This is a genomic window from Rhodococcus sp. RDE2 (genome assembly GCF_020885655.1).
Classification (GTDB): domain Bacteria; phylum Actinomycetota; class Actinomycetes; order Mycobacteriales; family Mycobacteriaceae; genus Rhodococcus; species Rhodococcus pyridinivorans.
In genome coordinates this window covers 4,867,206-4,894,037 of record NZ_AP025186.1, presented here as the reverse complement: position 1 = coordinate 4,894,037, position 26,832 = coordinate 4,867,206, and the positions used below count along the sequence as shown (strand labels likewise).

Annotated in this window: 23 protein-coding genes and 4 pseudogenes; 11 read left to right on the top strand and 16 right to left on the bottom strand. The window is 63.6% G+C overall.

The features are described from left to right. Nucleotides 1-136: 136 nt before the first annotated feature. The 4 genes from LPH33_RS22795 (at nucleotide 137) to LPH33_RS22780 (ending at nucleotide 4,179) form a co-directional block, all read left to right on the top strand. A complete protein-coding gene (locus LPH33_RS22795) occupies nucleotides 137-1,078 on the top strand; it encodes an ATP-binding cassette domain-containing protein (protein WP_229566204.1) in 942 nt (313 codons plus the stop codon). Beyond that, on the top strand, nucleotides 1,075-2,058 hold the full coding sequence (locus LPH33_RS22790; protein WP_006551084.1) for an ABC transporter permease: 984 nt from the start codon (nucleotides 1,075-1,077) through the stop codon (nucleotides 2,056-2,058). The genes LPH33_RS22795 and LPH33_RS22790 overlap by 4 nt, the downstream gene beginning before the upstream one ends. 83 nt (nucleotides 2,059-2,141) lie before the next feature. Next, on the top strand, nucleotides 2,142-2,714 hold the full coding sequence (locus LPH33_RS22785) for a helix-turn-helix domain-containing protein (protein WP_120285082.1): 573 nt from the start codon (nucleotides 2,142-2,144) through the stop codon (nucleotides 2,712-2,714). Beyond that, nucleotides 2,677-4,179 carry an NAD-dependent succinate-semialdehyde dehydrogenase gene (locus tag LPH33_RS22780; protein ID WP_229566202.1) on the top strand — a complete coding sequence of 501 codons (1,503 nt, stop codon included), beginning with the start codon at nucleotides 2,677-2,679 and terminating at the stop codon, nucleotides 4,177-4,179. Before LPH33_RS22785 ends, LPH33_RS22780 begins: the two co-directional genes overlap by 38 nt. A 166-nt stretch (nucleotides 4,180-4,345) precedes the next feature. On the opposite strand, the pseudogene LPH33_RS22775 reads toward LPH33_RS22780, so the two are convergent. Further along, nucleotides 4,346-5,606: pseudogene (locus LPH33_RS22775) on the bottom strand (IS701 family transposase). A 304-nt stretch (nucleotides 5,607-5,910) separates the two neighbouring features. On the opposite strand from LPH33_RS22775, the pseudogene LPH33_RS22770 reads away from it, so the two are divergent. The 3 genes and pseudogenes from LPH33_RS22770 to LPH33_RS22755 all read left to right on the top strand — a co-directional run. Beyond that, nucleotides 5,911-6,526, top strand: a pseudogene (locus tag LPH33_RS22770) (IS3 family transposase); the annotation flags it as partial. 75 nt (nucleotides 6,527-6,601) lie between these two features. Beyond that, nucleotides 6,602-7,915, top strand: a complete 1,314-nt coding sequence (locus tag LPH33_RS22760) for an IS256 family transposase (RefSeq protein WP_229566200.1) — start codon at nucleotides 6,602-6,604, stop codon at nucleotides 7,913-7,915. A 26-nt stretch (nucleotides 7,916-7,941) separates the two neighbouring features. After that, nucleotides 7,942-9,102, top strand: coding sequence for a hypothetical protein (locus LPH33_RS22755; RefSeq protein WP_229566199.1), 1,161 nt, complete (start codon nucleotides 7,942-7,944; stop codon nucleotides 9,100-9,102). A gap of 67 nt (nucleotides 9,103-9,169) precedes the next feature. Here the strand turns inward: LPH33_RS22755 and LPH33_RS27015 are convergent. From LPH33_RS27015 to LPH33_RS22690, 13 genes and pseudogenes are all read right to left on the bottom strand, one after another. Beyond that, nucleotides 9,170-10,062 (bottom strand): annotated as a pseudogene (locus tag LPH33_RS27015) (IS256 family transposase); the annotation flags it as partial. Between the two features lie 393 nt (nucleotides 10,063-10,455). Further along, on the bottom strand, nucleotides 10,456-10,896 hold the full coding sequence (locus LPH33_RS22745; protein WP_229568477.1) for a DUF1931 family protein: 441 nt from the start codon (nucleotides 10,894-10,896) through the stop codon (nucleotides 10,456-10,458). 13 nt (nucleotides 10,897-10,909) lie between these two features. After that, nucleotides 10,910-12,625 carry an FAD-dependent oxidoreductase gene (locus tag LPH33_RS22740; RefSeq protein WP_301850616.1) on the bottom strand — a complete coding sequence of 572 codons (1,716 nt, stop codon included), beginning with the start codon at nucleotides 12,623-12,625 and terminating at the stop codon, nucleotides 10,910-10,912. After that, nucleotides 12,603-12,869: a UBP-type zinc finger domain-containing protein gene (locus tag LPH33_RS22735; RefSeq protein ID WP_071936080.1), complete on the bottom strand. Its 267-nt coding sequence runs from the start codon at nucleotides 12,867-12,869 to the stop codon at nucleotides 12,603-12,605. Before LPH33_RS22735 ends, LPH33_RS22740 begins: the two co-directional genes overlap by 23 nt. Then, complete coding sequence (trxA, locus tag LPH33_RS22730; protein ID WP_229566196.1) at nucleotides 12,866-13,318, bottom strand: thioredoxin; 453 nt, start codon at nucleotides 13,316-13,318, stop codon at nucleotides 12,866-12,868. The genes LPH33_RS22735 and trxA overlap by 4 nt, the downstream gene beginning before the upstream one ends. Nucleotides 13,319-13,331: 13 nt before the next feature. Then, nucleotides 13,332-15,962: an ATP-dependent chaperone ClpB gene (gene clpB, locus LPH33_RS22725; RefSeq protein ID WP_229566194.1), complete on the bottom strand. Its 2,631-nt coding sequence runs from the start codon at nucleotides 15,960-15,962 to the stop codon at nucleotides 13,332-13,334. Beyond that, complete coding sequence (locus tag LPH33_RS22720) at nucleotides 15,944-16,273, bottom strand: chaperone modulator CbpM (protein WP_006930777.1); 330 nt, start codon at nucleotides 16,271-16,273, stop codon at nucleotides 15,944-15,946. Before LPH33_RS22720 ends, clpB begins: the two co-directional genes overlap by 19 nt. Then, nucleotides 16,270-17,208: a DnaJ C-terminal domain-containing protein gene (locus LPH33_RS22715; RefSeq protein ID WP_229566192.1), complete on the bottom strand. Its 939-nt coding sequence runs from the start codon at nucleotides 17,206-17,208 to the stop codon at nucleotides 16,270-16,272. The genes LPH33_RS22720 and LPH33_RS22715 overlap by 4 nt, the downstream gene beginning before the upstream one ends. Before the next feature lie 6 nt (nucleotides 17,209-17,214). Beyond that, nucleotides 17,215-17,739 (bottom strand): nucleotide exchange factor GrpE, encoded by a 525-nt coding sequence (locus tag LPH33_RS22710; RefSeq protein ID WP_229566191.1) that lies wholly within the window; start codon nucleotides 17,737-17,739, stop codon nucleotides 17,215-17,217. An 8-nt stretch (nucleotides 17,740-17,747) separates the two neighbouring features. After that, nucleotides 17,748-19,628: a molecular chaperone DnaK gene (gene dnaK, locus LPH33_RS22705; RefSeq protein ID WP_229566189.1), complete on the bottom strand. Its 1,881-nt coding sequence runs from the start codon at nucleotides 19,626-19,628 to the stop codon at nucleotides 17,748-17,750. 3 nt (nucleotides 19,629-19,631) lie between these two features. Beyond that, complete coding sequence (locus LPH33_RS22700) at nucleotides 19,632-20,135, bottom strand: general stress protein (protein ID WP_033097409.1); 504 nt, start codon at nucleotides 20,133-20,135, stop codon at nucleotides 19,632-19,634. A 442-nt stretch (nucleotides 20,136-20,577) separates the two neighbouring features. Then, nucleotides 20,578-20,685 (bottom strand): annotated as a pseudogene (locus LPH33_RS22695) (ATP-binding protein); the annotation flags it as partial. Further along, nucleotides 20,640-21,107: a hypothetical protein gene (locus tag LPH33_RS22690; RefSeq protein WP_229568535.1), complete on the bottom strand. Its 468-nt coding sequence runs from the start codon at nucleotides 21,105-21,107 to the stop codon at nucleotides 20,640-20,642. The pseudogene LPH33_RS22695 and the gene LPH33_RS22690, both read right to left, overlap by 46 nt. Nucleotides 21,108-21,312: 205 nt before the next feature. Here LPH33_RS22690 and LPH33_RS22685 point away from each other — a divergent pair, with 205 nt between their 5' ends. Genes LPH33_RS22685 through LPH33_RS22670 form a run of 4 tightly spaced genes read left to right on the top strand, consistent with a single transcriptional unit; the run spans nucleotide 21,313 to nucleotide 23,952 of the window. After that, nucleotides 21,313-22,137 carry an IclR family transcriptional regulator gene (locus LPH33_RS22685; protein ID WP_060650768.1) on the top strand — a complete coding sequence of 275 codons (825 nt, stop codon included), beginning with the start codon at nucleotides 21,313-21,315 and terminating at the stop codon, nucleotides 22,135-22,137. A 35-nt stretch (nucleotides 22,138-22,172) separates the two neighbouring features. Continuing rightward, nucleotides 22,173-22,967, top strand: a complete 795-nt coding sequence (locus tag LPH33_RS22680) for a 2-keto-4-pentenoate hydratase (RefSeq protein ID WP_006551054.1) — start codon at nucleotides 22,173-22,175, stop codon at nucleotides 22,965-22,967. Further along, nucleotides 22,964-23,752, top strand: a complete 789-nt coding sequence (locus tag LPH33_RS22675) for a 2-keto-4-pentenoate hydratase (RefSeq protein WP_229566187.1) — start codon at nucleotides 22,964-22,966, stop codon at nucleotides 23,750-23,752. The genes LPH33_RS22680 and LPH33_RS22675 overlap by 4 nt, the downstream gene beginning before the upstream one ends. 2 nt (nucleotides 23,753-23,754) lie before the next feature. Further along, nucleotides 23,755-23,952 carry a tautomerase family protein gene (locus LPH33_RS22670; RefSeq protein WP_006551052.1) on the top strand — a complete coding sequence of 66 codons (198 nt, stop codon included), beginning with the start codon at nucleotides 23,755-23,757 and terminating at the stop codon, nucleotides 23,950-23,952. A 415-nt stretch (nucleotides 23,953-24,367) separates the two neighbouring features. Here LPH33_RS22670 and LPH33_RS22665 read toward each other — a convergent pair whose 3' ends face one another. Then, on the bottom strand, nucleotides 24,368-25,393 hold the full coding sequence (locus LPH33_RS22665) for a helix-turn-helix domain-containing protein (protein ID WP_229568475.1): 1,026 nt from the start codon (nucleotides 25,391-25,393) through the stop codon (nucleotides 24,368-24,370). A 367-nt stretch (nucleotides 25,394-25,760) separates the two neighbouring features. Continuing rightward, nucleotides 25,761-26,759 (bottom strand): helix-turn-helix domain-containing protein, encoded by a 999-nt coding sequence (locus tag LPH33_RS22660; RefSeq protein WP_024102196.1) that lies wholly within the window; start codon nucleotides 26,757-26,759, stop codon nucleotides 25,761-25,763. Nucleotides 26,760-26,832 lie beyond the last annotated feature (73 nt).

The window sequence follows — 26,832 nt, the reverse complement described above, 5'->3', positions numbered from 1 at the left end:
GCTCCGACACGAGCCTCGTGTTCTGATCCTGGACGAGCCGACAGCATCGTTGGGACACGAGGAAAGCCGGCAGCTGCTCACAATCGTCGACGGACTTCGTGGACGCGGTGTGGCAGTGCTCTACGTCAGCCACCGAATGGCCGAGATCGTGGAGATCGCTGACCGAGTGTCCGTGCTGCGTGACGGCAGATACGTCGACACCTCCTGCCGGCCGGTCATAGAAAGCGATCTCGTCGAGCGTATGACCGGACGGTCCGCTCAGTCGCTCTACCAGCACACCTCCCGTACCCCGGGTGAGGAGGTCCTCCGGGTGGAGAAGCTCAACACCGCCTTGCTGCGGGAGGTGAGTGTGACGGTGCGCCGTGGGGAGGTCGTCGGCATCGCAGGTCTCATCGGGTGCGGGAAGTCGGACATCGGCAGGGCCCTGTTCGGCCTGGAACCGTCTACCTCGCAGGGCGTGAACCTGGCAGGTTCTCCCGTGCACCCGAAACGACCATCGCAGATGCTTCGTCACGGGTTGGTCTACTATCCCGCGGACCGTCGACGTGAGGGCATCGTTTCGATGCGCGCCGCGCGCGAAACCATGACGATGGGAGCCCACAGAGCCGGAGGACTCACCGGATTCGGCGTGGTTCGCGGCAAGCAGGAACACGCGTTGTGCGAGAAGGTGGCGGCGAGTCTCGACATGCGCCCCCGCGATCTCGAACGGCCGATCCGCTCCTATTCCGGAGGCAACCAGCAGAAGGCAGTTCTGGCCCGCGGCATGCTGCACAACGCTGACGTCCATGTCTTCGACGAGCCCACGGTCGGAATCGACGTCGGCGCCAAGGCCGATGTCTATCGGCTCCTCGGCGACTACACCGACAGTGGCTGTGGGGTAATCGTGATCTCTTCCGACCTGACCGAGTTGGTAGGGGTGAGCGACCGAATCTATGTCATCGCCGAGGGGCGTGTCACAGCCCACCTCAGCGGTCGAGAGATAACCGCCGACAGCGTCGGACGTGCGATGTTCGGCTTGCCGGCACACACCACATCGACGTGCGATTCCCATTCCCGGACAAAGGAAACGGTCTCATGACCACTGCAGCCGTAGGGCACGATGCCCGTACCGAACCGCAACTGATGCTACGCCGACTCAACGATTACCTACTGCCCGCGATGTTGATCGTGATGGTGGTGGTCTTCTCGGTACTCGAACCCCAGTTCATGGACGGTTCCAATCTGGTGAATGTTGCTCGACAGTCCGTGTTTTTGTTGTTCATCACTCTGGGGCAGATGATCGTGCTGATCCACGCGCAACTCGATCTGTCCGTCGGTGCGACCGTGGCGGCCACCAGCGTGCTGGTAGCAACTGCGACTCGTGAGGTCGTGCCCGCCGCCAGCGTCCCCGTCGGGCTCCTCGTCGGACTGGGAGCAGGAGTGGTGATCGGGCTCGTCAATGGTGCCATCGTTGCCTTCGGTAGGGTTCCGTCGTTCATGGCTACGCTCGGCACCACGTCGGTACTGACCGGACTCGCCTTGATCATCTCGAACGGCGCTCCGGTCACCGGGATTCCGCTCACTTTCTCCGACATCCTCGGCACCTCACGGATCCTGGGCATCCCCGTTTCCGTGCTCCTGGGTTTGGCGACGATAGCTGTGATCGGACTGCTGCTCGGACGCTCCAGAATCGGCCGCGATATGTATGCCATCGGTGGTAATGCCGAGGCGGCCCGCGCAGCAGGTATCGATGTGCGTCGCACGATGTTGATCGGATTCGTCCTGTGCTCGGTACTTGCAGCGTTGGCGGGGGTTCTTCTCACCGCGCGCGTCGGCTCCGGTGAAGCGTCCCTCGGAGGAAGCTATGTCATGTTGTCGATCGCTGCAGCTGTGCTGGGTGGAACCTCTCTGTTCGGAGGCGAAGGGAAGGTCTGGCGGGTTGTCGTAGGGGTGCTGTTTCTGGGGGTGCTCAGTAACGGCATGAACCTCCTTCACGTATCCAGCTATGTCCAACAGCTCGTGATCGGTGCCGTGTTGATCTGCGCGGTGGGGCTCGAGCGGTTGAGGGAGGCCACGTGAGGTACATGGCTCACCGTTTACGGCGCCGGCATGGGTAAAGTGCGGGTGGACATGTCAACCGATCACCGACTTCTGAGGAACTAGTGAGCAAGCTCGACGGCCCCGAACAGATCGGCGCCGAGGTGCGAAGTGCGCGCAAGAAGCGCGGAATGACCCTTCAGCAGTTGTCCGAGCAGACCGGATTGTCGATCGGATATCTGTCCATGCTCGAACGAGGCCGATCGAACCCCTCCTTGGCATCGTTGCTCCGGATCGCCGGGGCCCTCAACCTCCCGATGTCGGCGCTGATGGCCGACTCGACAATCCCTGAAGCCGGCCCGTCGGATGAAAAGCCCGGTAACGGCCCTCATCGGCATGCTGTGCACCCCTCCGGAATGTACCGGGATCGCTTCATCACCCCTGCCGACGCGAAGACGATCCAGGTCCTCGAGGCGATCCTCGAGCCCGGAGACCAGTCCCGCGTCGCCCCGTACAAGCACGATGAGGAAGAGGAACTGATCCTCGTCCTCGACGGAGAACTCGAGTTCAGGTCGGGGGAGATGACGCGCCTTCTGAAACAGGGCGAGTCATTGCTCGTCGATCCTCGCATCCCGCATTCTTATCGCAACCCAGGCTCGATTGCTGTTCGCTGGCTGTGGATTTCAGCCAAAGTCTGAACAATCTGAACAAGCCGGCTCATTCTTCTCGTCACCACTCTGTCACGAGTGTTCTGCATGTTCCGAGGAGGAACCTGTGCCCGACCACACCTTCATCGTCGAGGATCCAGCCTCGCTGGAAACCCTCGCACAGATCCCGGACATGGGCCCGGACGATGCTCGACATGCTGTCGAGCGTGCCCATCTCGCGCTCGTCCCGTGGGCGCGCCGTGCGCCCCGGGAGCGCGCGGACATCCTGATGCGGACCTACGAGCTGATGCTCGAACAATCCGAGACACTCGCCGAACTCATCACCCGTGAGAACGGCAAATCGCTCACCGACGCTGCCGCCGAGGTTCGCTACGCAGCCGAATTTTTCCGGTGGTATGCCGAAGAGGCTGTCCGGCCCGAAGGCAGCTACGGCACGGCTCCCGGTGGAACCAGTAGAACGATCGTCACCCACAGACCGGTAGGGGTAACAGCCCTCGTGACGCCGTGGAACTTTCCGGCTGCGATGGTGACGCGCAAGGTGGCACCTGCACTCGCTGCGGGCTGTTCGGCAGTTCTCAAGCCTGCCGCCGAAACCCCGCTGACCGCTCTGGCTATCGCGGATCTGCTGTCGGATGCCGGCGCCCCGGACGACCTGCTGACGGTGGTCACGACGTCTGATCCGGGCCCGGTCGTCGATGCATGGCTCGGTGATGAGCGTGTCCGCAAACTGTCGTTCACCGGGTCGACCCGGGTCGGCCGCCTCCTGTTGCGGAGCGCCGCGGATCGTGTCGTGAACTGCTCGATGGAACTGGGCGGCAACGCGCCTGTCATTGTTGCGGCAGATGCCGACCTCGACCGAGCGGTCGCCGGCACGATGGTGGCCAAGTTCCGCAACGGGGGCCAAGCGTGCACCGCAGCGAACCGCATCCTGGTGCACGAAGACATCGTCGAGCGCTTCACGGAGAAGCTGAGCGAGCAGGTCTGTCGGCTCGAGGTCGGGGCCGCACATTCCGGTGCCGCAATCGGCCCGATGATCAACGAACGCGAGCGTGACCGCTTGAACAAGCTCATCGCCTCGGCGGTGGCCGACGGTGCTCGTGTGACCTGCCAGGCGCAGCTGCCCGATCTTCCTGGCCACTTTGTCGCCCCGACCGTCCTGGTTGATGTCGACCCCGGCGCCGCTCTTCTCCAGGAGGAACTGTTCGGTCCGGTGGCGCCGATCGTGGTCTGGAGGAATGAGGAAGAAGTCGTCGAGCTGGCGAATGCTACCGAGCAAGGGCTGGCCGCCTACGTCTTCGCCGGTGACCTGGCGTACTCGATCAGACTCGCGGAACAGCTCGAGGCCGGGATGGTCGGGATCAACCGAGGTGTCGTATCCGATCCATCGGCGCCGTTCGGTGGTGTCAAGCAGAGCGGGTTGGGACGCGAAGGCGCGCGCGACGGAATTCGAGCCTTCCAGGAGACCCAGTACCTCAGCGTCGACTGGCCACAGTGACAACGAGAGCTTCGGACGTCCGCCCATCACGCTGTCCTCGTCCTTCGGCCGTGCGGGTCATGTCCGCAATCTCGTGAGCATGCTGATCGCCTAGGCCAGGTCGCCGTGCACCTTTGGTCTGCAAGTGCACGGTGACTTGCCCTAGTACTACAGCCGTAGATGGGATTTATTGACGCCTTGAACTGCGGTTTTGATGGCATATGCGAGCGCGTTGCTGGTGTCGTCGTCGCCAGATCGACCAACTCAACGTACAACCGTGGCAGGACTGCAGCGGGGTGAGCACAAGGGCGACGAACGAACAGTCGCCGGAATTCGTCGACACTCAACCGGACCAGCGAAGGATTGCGCTGTTCGGCGGCACGCTGAGCAGCGGTGACCACGGCGAGGAAGGCGTGGGCGAGCATGACCAGGGTGGTCCAGCGATGCCAGGAGGTCCAGGTGCGGACCTGGTGCTGATCGAGTCCGGTCAGGCCTTTACCGGTCTGGAAGGATTCCTCGACCGTCCAGCGGCGACCGGCCACCCACACCAGCTCGGCCAACGCCACCACAGCGGGGCTGTAACAGTGGTAGTAGGCCAGCTCCCCGGTCGTGTCGTTGCGGCGGACGAGAACCGAGCAGTAACCCCCGCCGGCGGGGGTGTCGGCGGTGTCGATCCACGCCCACGAATACCAGCGCGGGCCCTTGGCGCCGTCCCCGGCCGACAGTCGCTGCCACGCCCGTCGCGGCAGCGCGGCAGCGAGTTCGTCGACACGGCACCGACCGCTGACGGTGTCCACCTTCCGGTTGCAGCCGATCGCCAGGACGTACCCGATCTGCCTTTCCTGCAATGCTGTTCGCAGGTCCGGGCAGGAACCGTAGACTTCGTCGCCGGCGTCCCATGCGGCAGGGGTGCCGGCGTCGAGAGCCCGGGTGATCATCTCGGTGGCCAGGGCGGGTTTGGTCGCGAACTCCACATCCTCGGGCACTCCGGCGTCGGTGCGGCGGTCGTGGTCCTCGGCCCACGACCGCGGTAGGTACAGGGCACGGTCGAGCAGCGCATGGCCTTTCGAACGGGTGTAGGTCGTGTAGACAGCAACCTGACAGTTCTCGATCCGCCCGGCGGTGCCGGAGTACTGGCGCTGCACTCCCACTGTTTTCGTGCCCTTCTTCACGTCCCCGGTTTCGTCGACGACGAGCACCGCATCCGGTTCGGCGAACGCGTCGATGATCATCGCTCGGAGGTCGTCGCGGATCTCGTCGGCCTCCCACGTGGCCCGCGAGAGCAAGTGCTGCAACTTGTCCGGTGTGGCATGTCCTGACAGTTCGGCCATCGTCCAGCAGTTCTTGGTTTCCAGCGACGAGAGCACTCCCGAGACGAACGCGCCCGCGTTCCGTGCCGTCTCACGGCGGGCGAACCGCGGTGTGATCGTGTCGATCAGCGCGTCCAGACGCTGTCGCCAGCGTTGATGGTCTACCCTCAAACCCGCGGTTGCCGTGGGCGTCTTCGATGACTTCACAAACCACGAATCATGCCCCTGCAGCCGCCTTCACCAGCGCAAACACGCCGCAACCCCACGCAATCAGCGATCTACGGCTGTAGTACTAGCCTTTGCCTCACGGGTATTCAGTTGCAGGTGAGCTCGTTGCCACCTCTTCGAGCTCTCGGTGGCAGTGGTGCGTGATCGGGACTGCCCCCGGTTTGGTTGACATCTGATCTGTGAGGATTTCTCGTCACGACGGAAGGATGCCCCCATGTCGAAGCCGTTCCCGGAGGAGCTCCGCCGCGACATCGTCGCCGTCGCCCGCAAGGGCGAGGCCCCGCTGCGTCAGGTCGCCAAGGACTTCGGAATCTCCGAAGGTTACCTGCACCGCTGGCTCGAGATCGCCGACCGCGAGGAAGGCGTCGGCGGAAATCCGCCGGCTCAGACGAGTCCGCAGAGCTGAGGAAAGCCCGCAAACGGATCAAGCTCCTCGAACAGCAAGCCGAGGTCATGCGCCGTGCCGTCGCCCACCTGTCCCGGGACGTCAACCCAAAATCATGTTCCCGCTGGTCCTCGACCTCGCCGCTGACGGAGTGCCCGTCACGGTGACCTGCCGGGTTCTCGGATTCTCCACCCGAGCATTCTACAAATGGAAGAAAGATCCCGTAACGCAACGTGATTGGGGAGACGCACATCCAATCAACACTGCTCGTGAGAGTCACGCCGACGATCCCACATTCGGCTACCGCTTCATCGCCGACGAACTACCCGGCCGGGAAATCGCCGCCGGCGAGAACCGCGTCGCCGGGCTGTGCTCACCAGAACGCATCTGGTCGGTGGTCTCGAGAGCAATGATCAGAACCTGTGGATCTCGGGAGGGCGCACCTTCCCGGAAGATGATCTGCACGGAATCGGAATTCTGATCAAGACCAGCGTTGGCGCGCTGGCGGGAAGGCACGACCGTGCTCACGGTAGTACACGAAGGCCAGGACCCGAACGAGACCGGCGATGCGGCAGGTTCGTCGCGCTCGTTGCTCGACGAGATAGTCCGCGACGGCGCCCGGCAGATGCTCGCCGCAGCATTGCAGGCCGAGGTCGCCGATTACATCGCCCGGCACGCCGGTGAGGTCGACGAGAACGGCCACCGACTGGTCGTGCGCAACGGCTACCACGCCGAACGCGACGTGATGACCGCCGCCGGTGCGGTGTCGGTGAAAGCACCACGCGTGAACGACAAGCGCATCGACCCCGATACCGGTGAGCGCAAGAAGTTTGCCTCCGCGATCCTGCCGGCCTGGGCCCGCAAATCCACCCAAGTATTGGAAGTGCTGCCGCTGCTGTACCTGCACGGCCTGTCGACCAGCGACTTCGGACCTGCGCTCGAGCAGTTCCTCGGCAGCGGCGCCGGCCTGTCGCCGGCCTCGATCACCCGGCTGACCTCCCAGTGGCAGGACGAGGCGAAAGCCTTCGCCCAGCGGGATCTCTCGCAGGTCGACTACGTGTACCTGTGGGTCGACGGCATCCACCTGAAAGTCCGTTTGGAGCAGGAGAAACTCTGTTTGCTGGTCATGCTCGGGGTCCGTGCCGACGGGCGCAAGGAACTCGTCGCGCTCACCGACGGCTACCGCGAGTCCACCGAATCCTGGGCCGATCTGCTGCGGGATTGCCGCCGCCGGGGCATGCGGGCCCCGGTGCTCGCGGTCGGCGATGGCGCGTTGGGGTTCTGGTCGGCGCTGCGGGAGGTGTTTCCCGAGACCCGGGAGCAGCGGTGCTGGTTCCACAAACAGTCCAATGTTCTTGCTGCATTGCCGAAGTCGGCGCATCCGGGTGCGTTGTCGGCGATGAAAGAGATCATCGGAGCCGAGGACATCGACAAGGCGCAGCTGGCGATCGCGGCGTTCGAACGGGACTACGGTGCGAAGTATCCGAAGGCGGTCGCGAAGATCGTCGATGACGCCGATGTGCTGCTCGAGTACTTCCGGTATCCGGCCGAACATTGGGTGCATCTACGTACGACGAACCCGATCGAGTCGACCTTCGCGACGGTGCGGCTTCGGACCAGGGTGACGAAGGGACCGGGCTCGCGAGCAGCAGGCATGGCGATGGCCTACAAGCTGATCGAATCCGCGCAGTCGCGGTGGCGGGCGGTCAACGCACCGCACCTGGTGGCGTTGGTTCGGGCCGGCGCGTTGTTTCACCAGGGCAAACTCCTCGAACGTCCCATCGACATCACCCCCGAACCGTCGCCGGACACGCCGGTGTCCGAGGTCGCCTGACGGATCTGTCTTGCTAGCCTCCGACCATGGCAGGTACGGGTCCGATACGGGATGATCGTGCGGTGCAGTCCGACGGCGTGGTCCAGGTCGACCATCACCAGTTCAGTTTCGGCGACCCCCAGGTCGATACCCTCGATGCGCTCGCGCACGGCACGTTGATCGATGTCAGCGACGGTGCCATCTCGTTCTACACCGGCATCGCCTACGGCCCGGTCCGAGTCAGCGTCGAGCTGCTCGATCAGCCTCCGATCGATCCTCCGCAGGACGACTGGGAGGTCATCGAGGAAACCACCCTGTCCGCGACGGAGGCCATGGCCGTCTCCGCCCTCGACGGCACCGTCTGCACCACCATCGATCCGGTACCGGCGGGCACCTACCAGCTGCGGGCACACGCGCGTGGCCGCGACACTCACTACGGTCTCGATGTCGACGATATCGTCGAGGACTATCTGATCTGCCTGTGGCCCACCACCACCCGCACCACGGATGCGCAGGTGCAAACACTCCGTAAGACCGACACCGCGTGGTCACCGCAGCCGCAGGTCGACCGGCCGGAACCGTCGAGGGCGTATGTCTACATCCGGGACGAATCCGGGAAGGTGATCACCGTGGCGCCGCGCAGCCGCGAAGCCCTGGCCGTGCGCGCCGTATTGCACACCTTCGGCGGAAGACCCCTCACGCCGGCTCTCGAGGCGATCTATGCCGCCCGGCACGTGGCCGGACTCGATCGGGACCTGGTCGATCGGGTCGAAGCACTCGACGACGATCGGCAACGAGCCTTCGCCCGATGGTGCGTGCACCAGGCGTGGGAACACGCCGGACTCGTCCAGTCCCTATGGTTCCGTGAGCGACTCGCCGAGATGGACGCAGGACACCCCGCGCACCCGGATTTCATCGACAGCACCGCCGTTCGCAATCGGATCGACACCGATCCGCGGATCCGGCTCACCCTCATATCCGGGCTACCCGCGAGCACCGAACTCGTCCAGCAGTACGAGGCGATGCACGCCTATGCACGGAGTATGTATTCGGAGGCAACCCCGCTCGAGTCGGCGATCGAGGCGCTGCGGCACACCGCGCAGACCTACGGGATGGACTACCCCGAGTTGTTCGCACGGGCTCGCAGTGACTTCTTCGGCGACCCCCTTGCCCACAGTTCCACTACGGACGTATCCGAGGATTCCTGACTCCATACGCCGGCGGGAAGAACCAATCTCCAGGTGACGTCGACAGCGTCGGATCCACAGGATTTGACTATTTCTCCCGACCCTCGAACGTGATAGCGAAGCGTTCAGTGCCGGCTTCCACCTCGTTGCCCATCGTGCTTTTCCCTTCCCTGCCGGGTCCAGTGCTCGGGTCGCCAAGTACAGACACTTCGACGCGGCTTGCTCCTTGGAGAAGTGTCTGCGGGCCCGGGTCGCCCTGCGGTATCGCGCGTCTGATCTCCGGGTCGTAATCGAGGAACGGTACGAATTCGCTCCAGGCGCTGCGCCACAACCGGGTGATCGCCGGATAGCGCGGACCCCATTTGACCGTGAACTCGTCGAACCGCTCGCTGGCCTCGGCCTCGGTAGCTGCCGTGGGGGCACCTCCCTGCACGTAGTGCTCGGGGAGAGATCGGCCGCAGATCTCGGCTCATCTCGTCCCAGTATCTGCGTGACGGGTAACGGAAGGTTTTGCGCAGCAGATGGATCACACACCTCTGGACGATCGCATGCTCCCACACGGTGGTGATGGCCTCGAGTAGGCCCTTGAGTCCGTCACACACCACGATGCACACGTCGCCGGTGCCGCGGTTCTTGATCTCGGTCAGGACGGCGAGCCGGAACTTCGCGCCCTCACCGCCGTCGCCGGGCCTACAGTCCGATGATGTCGCGATGCGCGTCGACGGTCACGCCGATCGCCACATAGACCGGCCGGTTGGTGACCTGTCCGTCGCGAACCTTGACGTGGATGGCGTCGACGAACTTCCGCCGGATACACCGGGTCGAGCGGCCGGACGGACCACTCCGTCGTTTCGGCAAGAACCTTGTCGGTGAGGGTACCTCCCTGCACCCAGTGCTCGGGGGAATCGTGCTGATCGTCTCCTTCGACACCGTCGCGCCGTAGACGTCGTCGAAGTGGGCGGCGATCTCGCCGGTAGTCAACCGAGTAGGACCGTCCCCGGCCCGCGCATCCCGTGCATGTTGGAAGCGGGTATCGAGCGTGTCTATGCGGGGTGGTGAAGTTGCGGCACGCCCCGGGGTGACCCCTCCTTCTGTATGTCGCTACAGATCGAGTTGACGGAGCGGCGCAATGTAGGTCGACGACGAAGCGGCAACGAGAGGTGTTCCGCCCGGATGAACGTGGTGATGTATCAGCATGCTTCGACGACAACGACCACAGGGGGGAAGACCGATACGTGGATGTTGATCGTCTTCACCTACGAGATGTTGTTTGTGAGTAGCGGTCCATTCCGCCTTTGTATCTCGGCCAGACACATCGTCCTCGATGTGTCTGGCACGTTTGTCCGGCCATCAGTGCCCGGTCGCTGGCTGGGTTCAGAGGAGTTGATGGAAGATGTCGAAGGTGACGTTCCACTCGGCGGTCCCGGGGTTTTTGCGGTCCGGCTGGACAGTGACGAAAGTGCGCGCCAGCGCCACGCTCAAGCCGCCGGCAATCAGCGGCAATCTCTGCTCGGTTCTCTCGGAGAGGGCTACGTCCAAGGGCGGTTGGGCCGCCAGTTGGTCGAGCAGAGGTTGTAGTTCGATCTCCTCGTCCAGCTTCTCGAATCGGTCGATGCTCTCCTGCAGCCCCTTGGTGATCGGCAGGTCCCACGGTTCGATCACGTCCCGCAGGTTTGCCTTTGCCGAGGCCTTGCCGATGAGGATCACGTCGTAGATCTTGTCGTCGATGAAATCTGTATAGCGTTTGAGATCGTTCCGGTCGACGTGCAGTCCAGCCGCTACCCGGAAGAACCGCTGGAATTTTGCAGTGCCCATCACTGGCATGTCGTCAGCTCCTCTCGAAGTATTCATGGATTTGTCGTACCGCCATCGCTCCTTCACCGACAGCGGATGCGACCCGTTTTACCGAGCCGCTGCGGACGTCACCCGCTGCGAACAGACCGGCCCGGCTCGTTTCGAGTGTTCTCGACGGCGGGGCGTCGATTCTCTGGTTGCCGTCCTCACGGGCGGGGACGGCGTCCACGCCTGTGAGGACGAAGCCGTGATCGTCGAGCGCGATCGCGTCGGTCAGCCACCCGGTATGCGGCATCGCCCCGATGAAGACGAACAGAGCGTGCACCCGGATCCTGGCCTTGTCGCCCGTGCGATTGTCCTCGATTGCAATCTCTTCGAGGTGCTTGTCGCCGTGGACCTCACGAATCTCGGCGTTTCGGTGCACGGTCACGCGCGGATGGCGTTCGATCTGGTCGACGAGATACCGGGACATACTTTTTCCGAGGTCGTGGCCGCGGATGAGGAGGTGAACGTGGGAAACTTGGTCTGCGAGGAAGACGGTGGCCTGGCCGGCGGAGTTTCCGCCGCCGACGATGGCTACAGGGTCGGTGCCGCACAGCCGCGCTTCCTGATTGGTTGCGGCGTAATACACGCTTCTACCCTCCAGTGCCTCGATTCCCGGAACCTCCAACTTGCGATATCGCGCCCCGGTGGCGAGCACGACCGCCCGGGCGCGGATCTCGCCGCCGTCCGCCAGTTGAAGCACATGGTGCCCGCCCTCGGATCCCAAACCGGTCACCTCCGCCGACACGAGAAGGCGGGTACCGAACTTCCCGGCCTGAATCACGGCCCGCTCCGCCAATTCGGCACCGGAGATCCCCGCCGGAAAGCCCAGGTAGTTCTCGATCCGGGAGGAGGTGCTAGCCTGCCCACCTGCAGCGATCGACTCCAGTGTCACCGTGTTCAACCCGTCGGATGAGCCGTACACGGACGCGGCCAGACCCGCCGGTCCGGCACCTACGACGACGAGGTCGCACACGTCGTGCGCTGCGTCCGGGACCGGAAGCCCGACGATGCGGGCGAGTTCGGCGTTCGTCGGATTGCGCAGCACCTTCTCGCCGTGCCAGATCACGACGGGAGTGTCCTCGGGGGCGACACCCAGGCTTTGCAGCAGCTGCTCCGCCCGTTCGTCTTGCTCCAGATCGATCCACCTGTGGGGCAGCCGGTTGCGCATCGCGAACTCGCGAAGCCGCAACGTGTCCGGGGAATAGCAGGAGCCGATGATTCGGAACCCCGAACCGAGCCCGATCAGTAGGTGCCGGCGCACCAGGTAGGCCCGCAGGATCAGATCGCTGAGCACGAGGTCGTGGGCGACGAGCTCGCGCACCCGCTCGGCTGGGACGACGAGCACCTCGCCGTCCTCGATCGCCTCGGCGGTGAAGAACGCCACCTGGCCATCCAGCAGTCCGAGCTCGCCCAGGAATCGGCCCGGACCGTGCAGGCGCAATATCCGACGCTCACCGTCCTCGGCGCCCTCGTCGATGATCGCGACCTTGCCGGAAAGGACGACGAAGAAGTCGCTGCTGCGGGTGCCCGCTCGAATCAGCACCTCGCCGGCGTGAACCGATCGACGTGTGCCTCCGGTCTCGAGCGTCGCTACCTGGGCGTCCGTCAACCGCGGGAATGCCCCGACTGCATCCGGAGTCTCGTCGTCGACGAGCTGACCGTCGCCGAGGCGTGGGGCGTCCTCAGACGAAATTCTGGTCGACATAACACCAACGCCAATCTTCACCGGGTTCCATCGACTGGACGATCGGATGGCCAAGGGCGTGAGCGTGTGCGCTCGCGTGCTTGCCCGGCGAGGAGTCGCAGCAACCGACGTGTCCGCACGACAGACACAGCCTCAGATGTACCCACGGGGTGCCGAGGCGAAGACATTCCTCGCAACCTTGTGGAGTGCGGGGCGCCACGGCCCGGATCGCGATCACATGTGGGTCCGCGTGGGCAAAAGTCATGAGTTCGCCTCCTTGCCTGCTTCTTCCGAGAGCGCCTGATCGAGCCATGTGCGCAACACCGGTACCGGAGCGGCGCCCGCCTGACGAGCGAGTACCTCACCTCGGTCCATCACCAGCAGCGTCGGAACGGCACGGACGGTGAAACGTTCGGCCGTCTGGGGTGCAGCATCCACGTCAACCTTGACGAGCTTGATCTGACCTGCGCGTTCTGTGGCGAGCTGCTCGAGCGCGGGGCTGACCATTCGGCACGGAGCGCACCACGTCGCCCAGAGATCAACGAGTACAGGCACCGAGGATTTCTCGGCGACCTCCGCGAAATCGCCATCCCCTGCCGAGGCGATCCAGGGCAGCGGCTCGTGGCAATTCCCGCAGCGGGGTCTCCCGTTCCCGGCCGCCGGCACCCTGTTGACCTTGCCGCAGTGTGGGCACTTCACCTTGTCGGATCCCATGACGACACCCTTCTCAGGCCGCGATGGCGGGTTCCGTATATGCGACGGACAGTTCGCCGTCATCGACCGTGACACTGATGGTGCCGCCCGGTTCGATTTCGCCGCGCAACAGCGCACGACCGATCTTGGTCTCGACCTCGTGGGCGATGTACCGCCGCAGCGGCCGCGCACCGTAGACCGGGTCGAAACCGTGTTCGGCGATGAGCCGGCGTGCTTCCGGCGTGATATCCAGGTGTATCTGGCGCTCCGACAACCTGTTCCGAAGATCGGCGAGCTGCAGCTCGACGATGTGCTCGATCTGGGGCAGCGTGAGCGGGGTGAACAACACGATGTCGTCGATCCGGTTGAGGAACTCGGGACGGAAGTGCCCGCGCAGTTCCGCCAGCACCCGCGCCCGGGCGTCCGGCTTGATCTCGCCGTCCGCTGTGACTCCCTCGAGGAGATGCTGGGATCCGATGTTCGAGGTCATGATGATCACCGTGTTCCGGAAATCGACCTGCCTGCCTTGAGAATCGGTGATCCGGCCGTCATCGAGCACCTGCAGCAGGGTATTGAAGACGTCGGCATGGGCCTTCTCGATCTCGTCGAAGAGCACCACGGAGTACGGCTTGCGACGCACCGCCTCAGTGAGCTGACCCCCCTCGTCATACCCGACGTACCCGGGGGGCGCACCGATGAGCCTACTCACCGTGTGCCGCTCCTGGTACTCGCTCATGTCCAGGCGCACCATGTTGTCTTCGCTGTCGAAGAGGGCGCTGGCCAGCGTCTTTGCGAGCTCGGTCTTTCCCACGCCCGTCGGTCCCAGGAAGATGAACGAACCGATCGGCCGGCGCGGATCACGGATGCCGGACCTCGCCCGGATCACCGCGTCTGCGACCAGTTGCACCGCCTCGTCCTGACCGACGACCCTCTCGTGGAGAATCTCGTCGAGCTTCAACAGCTTCTCCCGCTCACCTTCCTGCAGCCGGGCGACCGGGATACCCGTCCATGCGGCCACGATCTCTGCGATCTCGTCTTCGGTGACCACTTCACGCAGCAACGGATTGCGGCCTTGCCTGGTAGCCAGTTGCTCCTCCGCCGCCTCGAGTTTGCGTTCGAGTTCGGTGATCTCGCCGTATCGCAGCTCGGCGGCCCGATTGAGGTCGTAATTGCGTTCGGCCTCCTCGGCTTCGTGTCGCAATCGTTCCAGCTCTCCCCGTAGCTCCTGCACCCGACGGATCGCTTGGCGCTCTGCCTCCCACTGAGCGTGCCGGGCGTCGGCCTCGGCCCGCAGATCGGCCAGCTCCTTACGCAACTCCTCGAGGCGCGTCTTGCTGGCCGCGTCCGTTTCCTTGGACAGCGCGGCCTCTTCGATCTCCAGCCGGGTCACTTTCCGGGTGAGCTCGTCGAGTTCGGCGGGCATCGAATCGATTTCGGTTCGTAGCCGGGCGCACGCCTCGTCCACCAGATCGATCGCCTTGTCCGGAAGGAAACGGTCGGTGATGTACCGGTGCGAGAGGGTCACGGCGGCCACCAGTGCGCCGTCCTGGATCTTCACGCCGTGAAACACCTCGAGGCGTTCTCGAAGTCCGCGCAGAATCGAGATCGCATCCTCGGCACTGGGCTCGTCGACGAGAACCGTCTGGAATCGACGCTCCAATGCTGCATCGGATTCGATGTGCTTGCGATACTCGTCGAGAGTGGTGGCACCGATCATGTGCAGTTCGCCGCGGGCGAGCATCGGCTTGAGCATGTTGCCGGCGTCGAGAGACCCTTCGCCGCCGACCGATCCTGCGCCGACGACGGTGTGTAACTCGTCGACGAACAACAGGATGCGCCCCTCGGCCGCTTTCACCTCGGACAGCACCGCCTGCAGTCGCTCCTCGAACTCGCCGCGGTACTTCGCGCCGGCCACCAGGGAACCCATGTCGAGCGAGAAGATCGTTTTGTCGCGTAGGCCCTCGGGCACGTCGCCGCGGACGATCCGCTGGGCGAGTCCCTCGACGATCGCGGTCTTGCCGACGCCGGGGTCGCCGATCAGCACCGGATTGTTCTTCGTTTTCCGGCTCAGGATCTGCGTTACCCTGCGGATCTCGGCATCTCGGCCGATGACCGGATCGAGTTTGCCTGCCCGCCCCTCGGAGACGAGGTCGCGTCCGTACTTCTCGAGCGCCTCGTACGCCCCCTCCGGGGTGGCCGAGGTGACGCGCTGGTTGCCGCGCACTGTGGTCAAGGCGGCGAGGAAGGTCTCTCGTGTGACCCCATGGCTGGTGAGAACCCGTCCGGCCGCACTGGTCGACCCCTCCTCGGAGAGGGCCATCACGAGATGCTCCACCGACACGTAGGAATCCTTGAGTCGCTTTGCCTCTCGTTCGGCGGCGTCGAGCAGTTTGGCCAGGCGCTGGGTGATCATCACCTGACCGGGCGTCGCACCGGGGCCGCTGACCTTCGGCCTACGCATGAGTGCCTGTTCCAGATCGGAGCGTAGGGCGTCGACGTTCGCACCGGCCTGCTCGAGCAGTCGCGGTACGAGCCCTTCCTGCTGATCGACCAACGCGAGCAGCAGGTGCTCTCCGTCGACCTCGGTGTGGCCCATTCTGGTCGCGATGTTCTGGGCCTCCTGCAGGGCTTCTCGTGACCTTTCAGTCAGACTGCCGGTGTCCATGGGGGTGTCTTCCTTCCGTGGGACGCTGCTTCGAGTTTCTCGATTCGATCCAGCAGATCGAGCACGAGCCCGATTGCCGAGTAGTTCAGGCCTAGACCCGTCCGCAACCGTTGGATGCGGGCAGCGTGGGCCACTGCTGACGGTTCGAACAATATTTCGCCGCCGGGGTCGCGGCGTGCGTCGATCAGGCCGAGAGCCACGAGTTTTCTTGCCAGGTCGGGGTGCAGCCCGGTACGTTCGGCGAAGACATCCAGCGACATTCCGGTACGGCGAACCAATATGTACTGGGTGCCCGGGGTCGGGGTGCTCATGGCTGTTTCCTCGGGTCGAAGTTCGATTCGGCGGCCAACTGTTCGAACAGCTCGCGTTCACGTGCTGTCGGTTTCGATGGCACCATCACCTTGATTTCGGCGTAGAGGTTGCCGTTGGAGCCTCGCGGGTTGGGCATGCCTTCTCCGCGCAGGCGCAGCTTCCTACCTGTCGACGAGCCCGGTACGACTTTGACTTTCGCCTCACCGCCGGGAGTGGGAACGGCGACCGTCGCGCCGAGGGCTGCTTCCCAGGGGGAGACGGGAAGGTCGACGTAGATGTCCCGGCCCTGTACGCGGAACCGGGAATGCGGTTTGATCCGGACCACGAGGTACAGATCCCCGGGCGGTGCGCCGCCGTTGCCCCGGCCGCCTTGCCCGGCCAGCCGGATTCGCTGGCCGTCCAGGACACCGGCCGGAATGTCGACGTCGTACTGCCGGCCGTCCAGTCTGAGAGTGCGTTTGCCGCCCCGATACGCCTCTTCCAGGGGCAGTTCCAGTTCCGCTTCCTGATCGGCGCCGGGAATCGGCCCGTACCCGCCACCGCCGCCGAACATCTGCCCGAAGAGGTCCTCGAAGTCGACGCCGCCCTCGCCACCGACACCGTGACCGAAGTGCACCCTTCTGCCCCCGCCCCCACCGCCGTACCCGCCGCCGCCGAACCCGCCGCCGTACCCACCGGCGCTTGCCCGGACCCGTTCGTCGTAGTCCTCGGGCACACGCCGGAAGTCGTCACCGAATCGGTCGTAGCGTTTCCGGGTGTCCGGGTCGGACAACACCTGGTAGGCCTCATTGATCTCTTTGAACTTGTCCTCCGCAGTGGGGTCCTTGTTCACGTCGGGGTGGTACTTGCGGGCCAGCTTGCGGTAGGCCTGCTGGATTTCGTCGGTGCCGGCGCCCCGCGGGACCCCGAGCACTTCGTAGTAGTCACGCGCCATCGGTGCTCACTCCTCAGGTCGGCTGACGACCACCGCGGCGGGACGCAACTGCTGTCCGTTTTCTCCGTAACCTGGCCGCAAGACCTCGATCACGGTTCCGGAGGGAAGGTCGGGTTGGGTCACCACACTGACTACTTCGTGGAGTTCCGGGGTGAACGGCACACCGACCTCGTCGTGGCGCTCGAAGCCGAGCCGTGACAGTATCTGCACCGCTTGGTCCCGGATTGCCTTCACACCCTCGACGACGGCCTGAGGATCGCTATCCGCATGGGCCAGCGCGAGCTCCAAGTTGTCCAGGACAGGCAGCCACGCCGCCGATACCCTCGCTGTCTCCGCGGCGCGTTCACGGTCGAGATCTTTGGCATACCGCTTGCGCAGGTTGTCCAGATCTGCGAGTGCTCTGCGCCAGCGGTCCTCGAGTCGAGCCAGCTTGGCTTCGGTATCGGTGTGATCAGGCCTCGTCTCGGTCTGGTCCGTGTCAGTACGGTCGGTAGCCTGCTCGGTCGTCGAATGATCAGCAGATCTGTCCATCAGGTGCCTCAGCTCCGATCGAACTCGGCGTCGATCACGTCGTCGTCATCCGACGACGCAGCGTCTCTTCCGCCGGTCTGGTATCCCTCGCCGCCGTTTTGAACCGCTGCAAGCCCGTAGAGCAACTGCTGCAGCTCCGAGGTCAGTGGCTCTACCTCCGAGGGTGGAGCACCGTCTTCTACAGCCTTCCTCGCGTCGGCGATCAACATCTCGGCACGCGCTTTCTCGTGCGGTGGCGCACTGTCACCCAGTTCGGCGAGTCGCCGTTCCACCTGGTAGGCAACCGAATCGAGGGCGTTACGTGCGTCGACCGCCTTGCGCAGCTCCTCGTCCTCACGCCGGTTCCGTTCGGCCTCGGCGAGCATGCGCTCGACCTCACTCTGGTCGAGGTTGCCCTGCTCACTGATCGTGATGCTCTGCTCCTTGCCGGTGTCCTTGTCACGGGCGGTGACGTTGAGAATGCCGTTGGCATCGATATCGAATGTGACTTCGACCTGCGCCTCGCCACGTGGCGCAGGTCGGATGTCTTCCAGCCGGAACCGGCCCAGCACCCGGTTGTCGGCGGCCCGTTCGCGTTCGCCCTGCAGCACCACGACGTCCACGGCGGACTGATTGTCTTCCGCCGTGGAGAACACTTCGCTGCGCCGGGCCGGGATCGTCGTGTTGCGCTCGATGATCTTGGTCATCACCCCGCCCTGCGTCTCGACGCCGAGGGACAGCGGGGTGACATCGAGCAACAGCACATCGGAGACCTCACCTTTGAGCACGCCCGCCTGGACCGCGGCACCGAGCGCCACGACCTCGTCCGGGTTGACGCCCATGTGGGGATCCTTACCGCCGGTGAGCCGGCGAACGAGTGCCTGCACCGCCGGAATGCGTGTCGAACCACCGACCAGGATCACCTCGTCGATGTCGTTGGCGGTGACCTTGGCGTCACTCATTGCCTGCTTTACCGGACCGAGGCAGCGTTCCACCAGATCCGCCGTCAAATCCTCGAACTTCGATCGCATGATCGTGGTGGTGAGGTGCTTGGGACCGTTCGCGTCAGCGGTGACGAAGGGCAAGTTGACCTGGGCTTGAGTTACCGAGGACAACTCGACCTTGGCCTTCTCTGCCGCCTCGAAGAGGCGCTGCAATGCCTGCGCATCCTTGCGCAGATCGATATTCTCCGCACGCTGGAATTCGTCGGCGAGGTAGTCCACCAGGCGCCGGTCGAAATCGTCTCCGCCGAGGTGGGAGTCGCCGGCCGTGGAACGAACCTCGACCACTCCCTCGCCGACATCGAGCAGACTCACATCGAACGTGCCGCCGCCGAGGTCGAAGACCAGTACGGTCTCGTGGGTCTGCTTGTCCATGCCGTACGCCAGTGCCGCCGCGGTCGGCTCGTTGATGATCCGCAGGACCTCGAGGCCCGCGATCCGGCCGGCGTCTTTGGTGGCGTTGCGCTGCGCGTCGTTGAAGTAGGCCGGAACGGTGATGACCGCTTCCTTGACCTTCTCACCGAGGAACTTGCTCGCGTCGTCGACGAGCTTGCGCAGCACGAGGGCACTGATCTCCTCCGGCGCGTACTTCTTTCCCCGCACGTCGAATCGGGCCTCACCATTGTCACCCGGCACGACGTCGAAGCTGACCGCTTTGGCCTCCTCGGAGATCTCGTCGTAATGACGTCCGATGAAGCGTTTCGCCGAGTAGATCGTGCCCTTCGGATTCAAGATCGCCTGCCGTCGGGCAAGCTGACCCACCAGGCGCTCGCCGCTCTCAGTGAACGCCACCACCGACGGCGTCGTCCGCGCTCCCTCGACATTGGAGATCACGACCGGCTCGCCGCCTTGCCAGCTTGCGATGACCGAGTTGGTGGTGCCCAGGTCTATACCCACAGCAGTCGCCATGACTCATTCCTTTCGATCGGTCCGGCCGGTGAGTCGGCGGACGGCTTCGTCCGCGACCTCGACATCGGCGAGGACTTCGTAGTGACGTGGTTGTAATGACTGGATTGAGGTGAAGTCGCGCCGGCCGCCCTGCAGCGCATACATGAGCAGGCCGAGCAGAGCGCCCACAACGGCACCGAATACCAACCCGTAGAAGGCGAGCGCGAGGCCCGTGAGCAGCGGCTGGACCCAATCGAGTAACCCGAAGATCCAGCCGAACAGCGCACCCGTCAGCGCGCCCGCGGCGGCGCCGCGCAGAGCGGCCCAGCCGTAGTTCAATCGGCCGACGATCTGCTCGACCAGCTCGATGTCGCGACCGACGATGGCCAGTTTGTCTACCGTGAAATGCTGGTCGGAGAGGTAGTCGACGGCGCTCTCGGCGTCGGCATAGGTGTCGAATGTCGCAATCACCTGGCGAGCAGGTGGGTGTGGACTTACGGCGGAGGTTCCGCCACTGGACTCTGACATCACCTCCCTGCCTGATGGGTTGGCCGGCCAGAATATCTCCGTGTGGTGCCGCTGCCGCGGATGCCTGGGGTTTTGCGTAGGGGCAGTCCCAGTGTCATCCGATGCGGTTCGGCCGCAGTGAGAATCGTCGCGTCAAGATCGCGTGAGTCCGGCATGTACCTCGCCTCTGCCTCGGTCCGGGGCACTTCACAGTATCGCCCAGAACGGTGCCTACCGTCATGGAATGGGGGAATCGACGCGGCGGGTTCAAGTATTGGTCGTAACCCTGCTGATTGGAGAGAAGTGTGCGGATGGGACGAAGAGAGCAAAACGGGAGTCGAGTGTCGGCAACGCTTGAATTCGAGGCCGATGCGACGGTGGAGAACGAGAGCACCGTGTCGGTGTGTGGCTAGTCTGCCTAATTCTCCATTCTGATCCTGGGAAGACTGTCGATTCTGCGTCCTCAAAGGCGGTAGCCGGCACCTTCGAGCGTCAGCACATCGGCGTGATGGACGATCCGGTCGATCATCGCGGCGGCGACGGCCTGATCACCGAAGACTCGACCTGACCTTCGTCGCCCGGCGGGACCGCTCCGCGGGGCATCGTGGCTTTCGACGCCGCGACCCGATCGGCGAATCGCGCCGAAATATAGCGACGCACAGTTGATTCCGATACCGGGACACCGTGGTCGTCGCGCAGTCGTTGGGCAATCGTTGCTACGGTCACCGACTCGTCGAGCTGGCCTTCGATCCAGGTGTGGTGGGCGGCGATCGCCGGCCAGGTCACCGCCCGCGCCGCCGGGTCCACCACTTCGGGGAACCAGGCCCCAATCAACTCGCGCCACAGGTTCTCGTCGAATCTGTAGCCGTCGCCGGGGGCAGCCCCGCCTCCAGCGCAGGGGCCAGGTACTTGCGGATGGGGAATTTCATGACCGCTGACAACCGCAGGAACCACATGGTTCGATCCGGTCAGCGGAGACGAGGGAAGCGACACGCGGGCCGAGATATCTGTGCGCCTCGGGGGATCGAAGGTCGCGGTTGGTGGGCTGTCGGTCGTGAACTCGTGCGCTCGAGGTCATTCATTCGTGCGCTTCAGGACATGTTCGTTCTCTGCTCGGCCACCTAGTGTTCCACCTCACAGCGATGCGACGGGGTTGCTCAACCGTCATCCAGATGAACTTTGAAAGGTGGCTGTCGGCGTGGCTGGTCTGCAAACAGTGCAAAAGATTGGTCCGGTGCTCGATCTGTTCACAGTTCAGCGTCCGGAATGGGGTGTTTCCGAAGTTGCAGCGGCCATCGACGTGCCCCGGTCGAGTGCTCATGCATTGCTGGCCAGTCTCGTCGACACCGGGTTGTTGCAGTGCCGGAATCGCGGCCGATACCGGCTCGGCTGGCGCATCGTCGAATTGGGGGAAACACTCCGCAGCACTGTGGACGTACGTTCCTGTTCCGCTCCTGTGTTGGAAGAGCTGGTCGAAAACTATGGAGAAACGACACACCTGGCCATCATGGAACGCTGGAGTGTCCTCTACGTCGACAAGGTGATCGGTACGCACAACATCACCGTGCAGGGGGCTCGAGTGGGCACCCGGCTCGATGCCCACTCCACAGCTGTGGGCAAGGTCCTGCTCGCGCAACTCGACAAGACTGAATTACAGCGGTACTTGACAGCGCGTCCGTTACGTCGATTGACACCGTCGACGACTACGAGTCCGCATGCGCTCGCCGATGCTCTCGAAATGACTCGCACGGCTGGTGTCGCGGTGGACATGGGCGAGACGGTGTCGGAGGTGCACTGTGTCGCCGCACCGGTACGAGACGACATGGGTTCGGTGGTTGCTGCAGTGAGCATAAGTGTTCCGGCCACCCGATTCGCTTCGCGGCGAGCTCAACTCGAGCGTGCTGTGATCGCTGCCGCCAACAAGATCACTCGCTCTATTGCCGAGGCGGCGGACATCGTTCCACTCGAATCCCGGAACCACCCATCGCTGGAGCCGGTCGGTAGCTGTCCCCGAGCGTCCTGACATCTGTATCAACCGCACGACACAACCGAGGAACTATGGATATTGCTGTTCAGAAGGCAGCGGATCGTCTGCTCGACGCGTATCGCACCGCCGAGCCGATCGCCCCGCTGACGCCCGAGTATCCCGACGCATCCCTAGAAGTGGCATACCGCATCCAGCAGGCGCAAGTAGAGCAGTGGACATCGGCCGGCGATGTCGTCAAGGGACACAAGGTAGGCCTCGCGTCGCGAGCAATTCAGCGACAGATGGGGGTCGACCAGCCCGACTTCGGGCATCTCACCCAGAGCATGTTTCATCTGGAGCACCATCCCATCGCCAGCGGCACATTTCTGCAACCGCGTATCGAACCGGAGATTGCATTCGTCCTTGGTCGTCCACTGGTCGGCCCAGGCGTGACTGCCGCAGAGGCAGCGCGGGCAGTGGATTTCGTCCTGCCTGCGCTGGAGATTGTGGATTCGCGGATCAAGGATTGGAAGATCGGAATTTTCGACACCATCGCCGACAACGCTTCATCCGGCGGGGTCATACTCGGCAGTTGCCCGGTCTCGTTGGACCAGCTGGATCTGCGTCTGGCTGGCTGTAACCTGCACATCAACGGCGAGCTCGTCGCAACCGGTGCCGGTGGCGCAGTTCTCGGGTCACCGCTCAGTGCGCTGGTGTGGCTGGCCAACACGGTGGGTCCGCTCGGCGTGACTCTCGAGCCGGGGCACGTGGTGCTGCCCGGCTCGATGACCGGTGCGTATCCTGTCGCACCCGGCGATTCCATCGTCGCGACTATCAGTGGGCTCGGCACCGTCACCGCCGTGCTCGGCGGAAAGGACGAACAGTGACCGAGCAACTATGGAGCCCGGCCAAAGTGGCCGATGTTCTTATACGAGCGGAGGATAGCGGCGTCGCGCAGACGTCGATTCTCGCAGAATGGGACGGTCTCGGTCTGGCCGCGGCATATGAGGCTCAAGATATTGCGCTGCAAATGCGGATCTCGCGGGGGGAGAGGGTCACCGGTGTCAAACTGGGTGTGACCTCCAAGGCGAAGCAGCGTCAGGTGGGAGTCGACTCGCCGTCGACGGCGTGGTTGACGGACGCGATGATCCTTCCGATCGGTGAGCCGGTGCCCCGGGAGAAGATGATCCACGCGCGTGCCGAACCGGAGATTGCGTTCGTCATGGGACGTCGACTCGAAGGGCCCGGGGTCTCGGCGGCGACTGCGCTCGCGGCGGTCGACCATGTGGTCGGTGCGATCGAAATCATCGACAGCCGGTTCTCGGGTTACAAGTTCTCCATGACGGATGCTGTCGCGGACAACAATTCGTCCGGCCGGTACGTCACCGGTCCCATCAGTGTGCGGCCGGACTCGCTGGACCTCGGTCTCGAAGCCTGCTTGCTCGAAGTGGACGGTGAGATCGTCGATTCGGCGACAGGAGCTGCTGTGCACGGCCATCCGGCGGAGGCGCTGGCTTTCGCGGCGAACACCCTCGCCGAGCGTGGCCTGGCAATCGAGCCGGGCTGGGTGATCCTCACCGGGGGGATGACGGATGCGGTTCCGGTCCGGCCGGGGGCGCGGATCGCTGCTCACTTCACTCATCTCGGTACCGTAAATGTGTCAGGAGGCTGATGATGCCGTTCATCGAGGTGACTATTTCCGCAGGGCGTTCGCCCGAACAGCTCCGCGCACTGATACATGAACTCACCTTTGCCGCCCAGCGGGCCGTGGACGCGCCGTTGAGCAACATTCGGGTGGTGCTGCGTGAAGTTCCGGCTACTCACTTTGCCGCCGGTGATGTGACGATTGCAGAACGATCTCCTGCTCAATGACTTTCGTTTGATTCTCCCGAACGATCTTCGTGTCAATGCAAGCGAGTCGGGACAAGACGATGAGTGCAAGGGACACGTAGACCGGGCTTGGGACGGACTGCCCTGTTCCTTCTCTCGTTCGGGGAGTCGCTATGACGACGGCACGTCGTCGCCGGCAATGCCTTGACCGGGGACAGACGAGCAACGTCGCAGATGGCTGCGGTTGGACGTCGCAGGCGAGATCGTCGGAAATCTACGAGGGTGTCGGCGAGATTCAACGCTGGTGCTGGCGCGTTCGATTTGCGGACGCGCCAGCACGCCGGGTAGACGAGATTGCGCAACAGCTTGCCAGCGGTTGCTGAAAACCTTCGCGGGAGTTCGGAAACTGCTATTGGATACACGATGACGGCTACAGGTCAGAACGTGGCGGTCTGGATCACCCGTTGTCGCTGCTGGTGCTGGTGCCGAGTTGCTGCATGCGGAAATGCAGTGGGCTGGTCCCGAAGCGACGTCGGAACGCTCGACTGAAATGCGAGACATCGCGGAAACCTACGCGGACGCTGATGGTAGAGATCGTGGCGTCGGTGCTCAGCAAGAGTTTGCGAGCTCGCTCGAGCCGCTGTTGATTCAGCCATGTGCGTGGTGTCGTGCCTGCTGCGCTGAAAATTTTGTGGATGTACCGCACGGACATTCCCAGTTCGGCTGCAAGGTCGCTGATCGAGTATTCGGGGTCTGTCATGTGTCGTTGCATTGCCTGCTGTATGACTCGAAAGTCCTTGTTGTGAACTCGTTTGGTGGTGTTGAACGGAGTTGTGCGTTCACTGATGGCGGATACGAGTAGGTCCATCGCGCACGCGGCAACGGAGGCTGAGGAGTTGGGCGAAAGAAGGGAGTCGTCAGTTGCCATGTCGACGAATAGGCGAGAGACGTATCGGCTGATGCCGCTGCGGCCGGAAAAACCTTCACCGGTAATCTCCGCTACGGCTTCCAGGGGAAGATGTGGCGCAAACACCGCGCGCGGCGCGCGGACGACAATCTGCTCGAACTCGGTCTGGGCGTCGACGATGAACGGCGCCGATGAGTCGAGGATTCCGAACGCCCCGCTTTCGAGCTTTGCGGACCGAGAGTGTTGACCGATGACCGCTGTACCGCTCGTGATCAAGCACAGTAGGTAGTCGTCGTTGGGATCGGACGAGATCATGTTCGGGGTGCGGATTACTGTGTGTGGGTCTGCGCGTACGACACTGACTGTGACGTCGACGAACGGACGCACCGACAGTTCCGCCCCGAACGAGTTCGATATGTCAGGCCAGTCGACGTCGAGTTCGCAGTATGTCGAGTCGAGTGTGTCTATCCACCGCGAACGTACCTCGCTCGATTCGAGCTCGCGTGTGCTGATTACGACCTTGGCGCTGGCCTTGTCGGTGCAATCGGAGTCATTGTTCTGTGCACTGTCGGTCATGTCGCTGCCCACCTCCATATTCTAGTGTTGCAGATCACACCGGCTTCGGATGTAGGAGGTATTCGATCTCCGGAGTCACGCCCACAAGTTCCACGTCCGCACTCGTCCCGAACGGAGTAGATCGTGACCCGCGCTGCTCCGCTTGGGGCGATTGGATCACCTGAAGGAGTGACACCGACCGGAACCCCATGACGCTCGACTTCGCCGCGAAGCACCCGTGTCCTACGTCCGCGTAGTCGGCATGCATCTGGTGTCGATCTCGCGAACTGTCTCGACGGAAGAGTTCGCGGTAGTGGGCGCAGGACCGGCTCGACTGTCGGCATGAGCCGCGGAGGTGACTCGGAGTGAATCGGGCCACCTGTGTAGGTCAGCGGTGTTCGGTTCGATAACGGCCAGGGCTGGAACCGTATGCGGCGCGGAATGTGCGGCTGAAATGGGACACATCGCGAAAGCCTGATTGCTCACTCACTTCGGCGACTGTCAGATCGGTGCTCAGGAGGTACTTACGTGCTCGCTCCACCCGTGTGCGGTACAGCCAGGCGCGGGGGGTCGTGCCTTGCTCACGGAAGAGGTTTTGAATGTGTCGCACAGACATCCCCGCTTCTGCAGCGACCCTGGAAAGTGATAAAGCGGGATCGTGTAGCTGTCGCTCGACGATCCGCTGCACTTCGGCCAGATCACGCGCGTGACTGATCTTCGTCGGGTCGGTCTCGGTGGCGCTGTCGGTGAGGGCGGTGACCAGCAGGTCGAGAGCGACGGATGATATCGAGACCGCTGACCTCGTCGGCAGTGTCCGGTCCTGTTCGGCGACGTCGAGGAGGAACCTGCTCACGAGTCGGCCCGTTCCCGAGATCCCACTGATGGGCAGCCCGGTTCCCTGCTCGAGTACTCGCTGGGGTAACCGCGCTTCGAGCAGGGGTCTGGGAGTGTCGATGACGACCTGACGAAAATTCGACTCGGCTTCGAATTCGAACGGGGCGGCGCAGTCCAGTAACGCGAACGATCCCTGCTCGAGAACTCCGCTGCGTCCGTTCTGGGTGACGCGGACGTTACCGTCGGTCACCACCAACACGAGGAAGTCTCCCGCGTCGTCCGAACGCACCATCGCCGGCGAACGGATGACCGAGTGGACGTCCGCGCGCATCGTGCTGACATGCAGTTCTCCGATGGGATGACCGCCCCATTCTGCGATGAACGGTTGGCGTGGATTGGGCCATGCCACGTCCGACTCGCAATAGAGGGTGCCGACTGTGTTCGCCCACAGATTACGGCCTTCCGTGGAGTCGAGTCCTCGCGTATCGAGAGATACCACAGTGGGTTTGGTGGATTTACGCGTGGAGTCACTCCATCGTTCGCGCTCAGTCATGTTTATCGGTACCTCCGGAATCTAGTGTTCCGTGTCACAGGGAGCCGGCTCTGTACGGACCGTCGAGTGCGGA

Coding starts and splice junctions, on each gene's coding strand:
- LPH33_RS22715 (WP_229566192.1), bottom strand. CDS start 17,208: ATGGCGCGTGACTACTACGAAGTGCTCGGGGTCCCGCGGGGCGCCGGC.
- LPH33_RS22720 (WP_006930777.1), bottom strand. CDS start 16,273: ATGAGCACCCCGACCCCGGGCACCCAGTACATATTGGTTCGCCGTACC.
- LPH33_RS22700 (WP_033097409.1), bottom strand. CDS start 20,135: ATGTCAGAGTCCAGTGGCGGAACCTCCGCCGTAAGTCCACACCCACCT.
- LPH33_RS22665 (WP_229568475.1), bottom strand. CDS start 25,393: ATGACCGACAGTGCACAGAACAATGACTCCGATTGCACCGACAAGGCC.
- LPH33_RS22755 (WP_229566199.1), top strand. CDS start 7,942: ATGGCAGGTACGGGTCCGATACGGGATGATCGTGCGGTGCAGTCCGAC.
- trxA (WP_229566196.1), bottom strand. CDS start 13,318: ATGGGATCCGACAAGGTGAAGTGCCCACACTGCGGCAAGGTCAACAGG.
- LPH33_RS22790 (WP_006551084.1), top strand. CDS start 1,075: ATGACCACTGCAGCCGTAGGGCACGATGCCCGTACCGAACCGCAACTG.
- dnaK (WP_229566189.1), bottom strand. CDS start 19,628: ATGGCGACTGCTGTGGGTATAGACCTGGGCACCACCAACTCGGTCATC.
- LPH33_RS22740 (WP_301850616.1), bottom strand. CDS start 12,625: ATGTCGACCAGAATTTCGTCTGAGGACGCCCCACGCCTCGGCGACGGT.
- LPH33_RS22710 (WP_229566191.1), bottom strand. CDS start 17,739: ATGGACAGATCTGCTGATCATTCGACGACCGAGCAGGCTACCGACCGT.
- clpB (WP_229566194.1), bottom strand. CDS start 15,962: ATGGACACCGGCAGTCTGACTGAAAGGTCACGAGAAGCCCTGCAGGAG.
- LPH33_RS22735 (WP_071936080.1), bottom strand. CDS start 12,869: ATGACTTTTGCCCACGCGGACCCACATGTGATCGCGATCCGGGCCGTG.
- LPH33_RS22795 (WP_229566204.1), top strand. CDS start 137: ATGGCCGAGATCGTGGAGATCGCTGACCGAGTGTCCGTGCTGCGTGAC.
- LPH33_RS22660 (WP_024102196.1), bottom strand. CDS start 26,759: ATGACTGAGCGCGAACGATGGAGTGACTCCACGCGTAAATCCACCAAA.
- LPH33_RS22745 (WP_229568477.1), bottom strand. CDS start 10,896: ATGGGCACTGCAAAATTCCAGCGGTTCTTCCGGGTAGCGGCTGGACTG.
- LPH33_RS22680 (WP_006551054.1), top strand. CDS start 22,173: ATGGATATTGCTGTTCAGAAGGCAGCGGATCGTCTGCTCGACGCGTAT.
- LPH33_RS22670 (WP_006551052.1), top strand. CDS start 23,755: ATGCCGTTCATCGAGGTGACTATTTCCGCAGGGCGTTCGCCCGAACAG.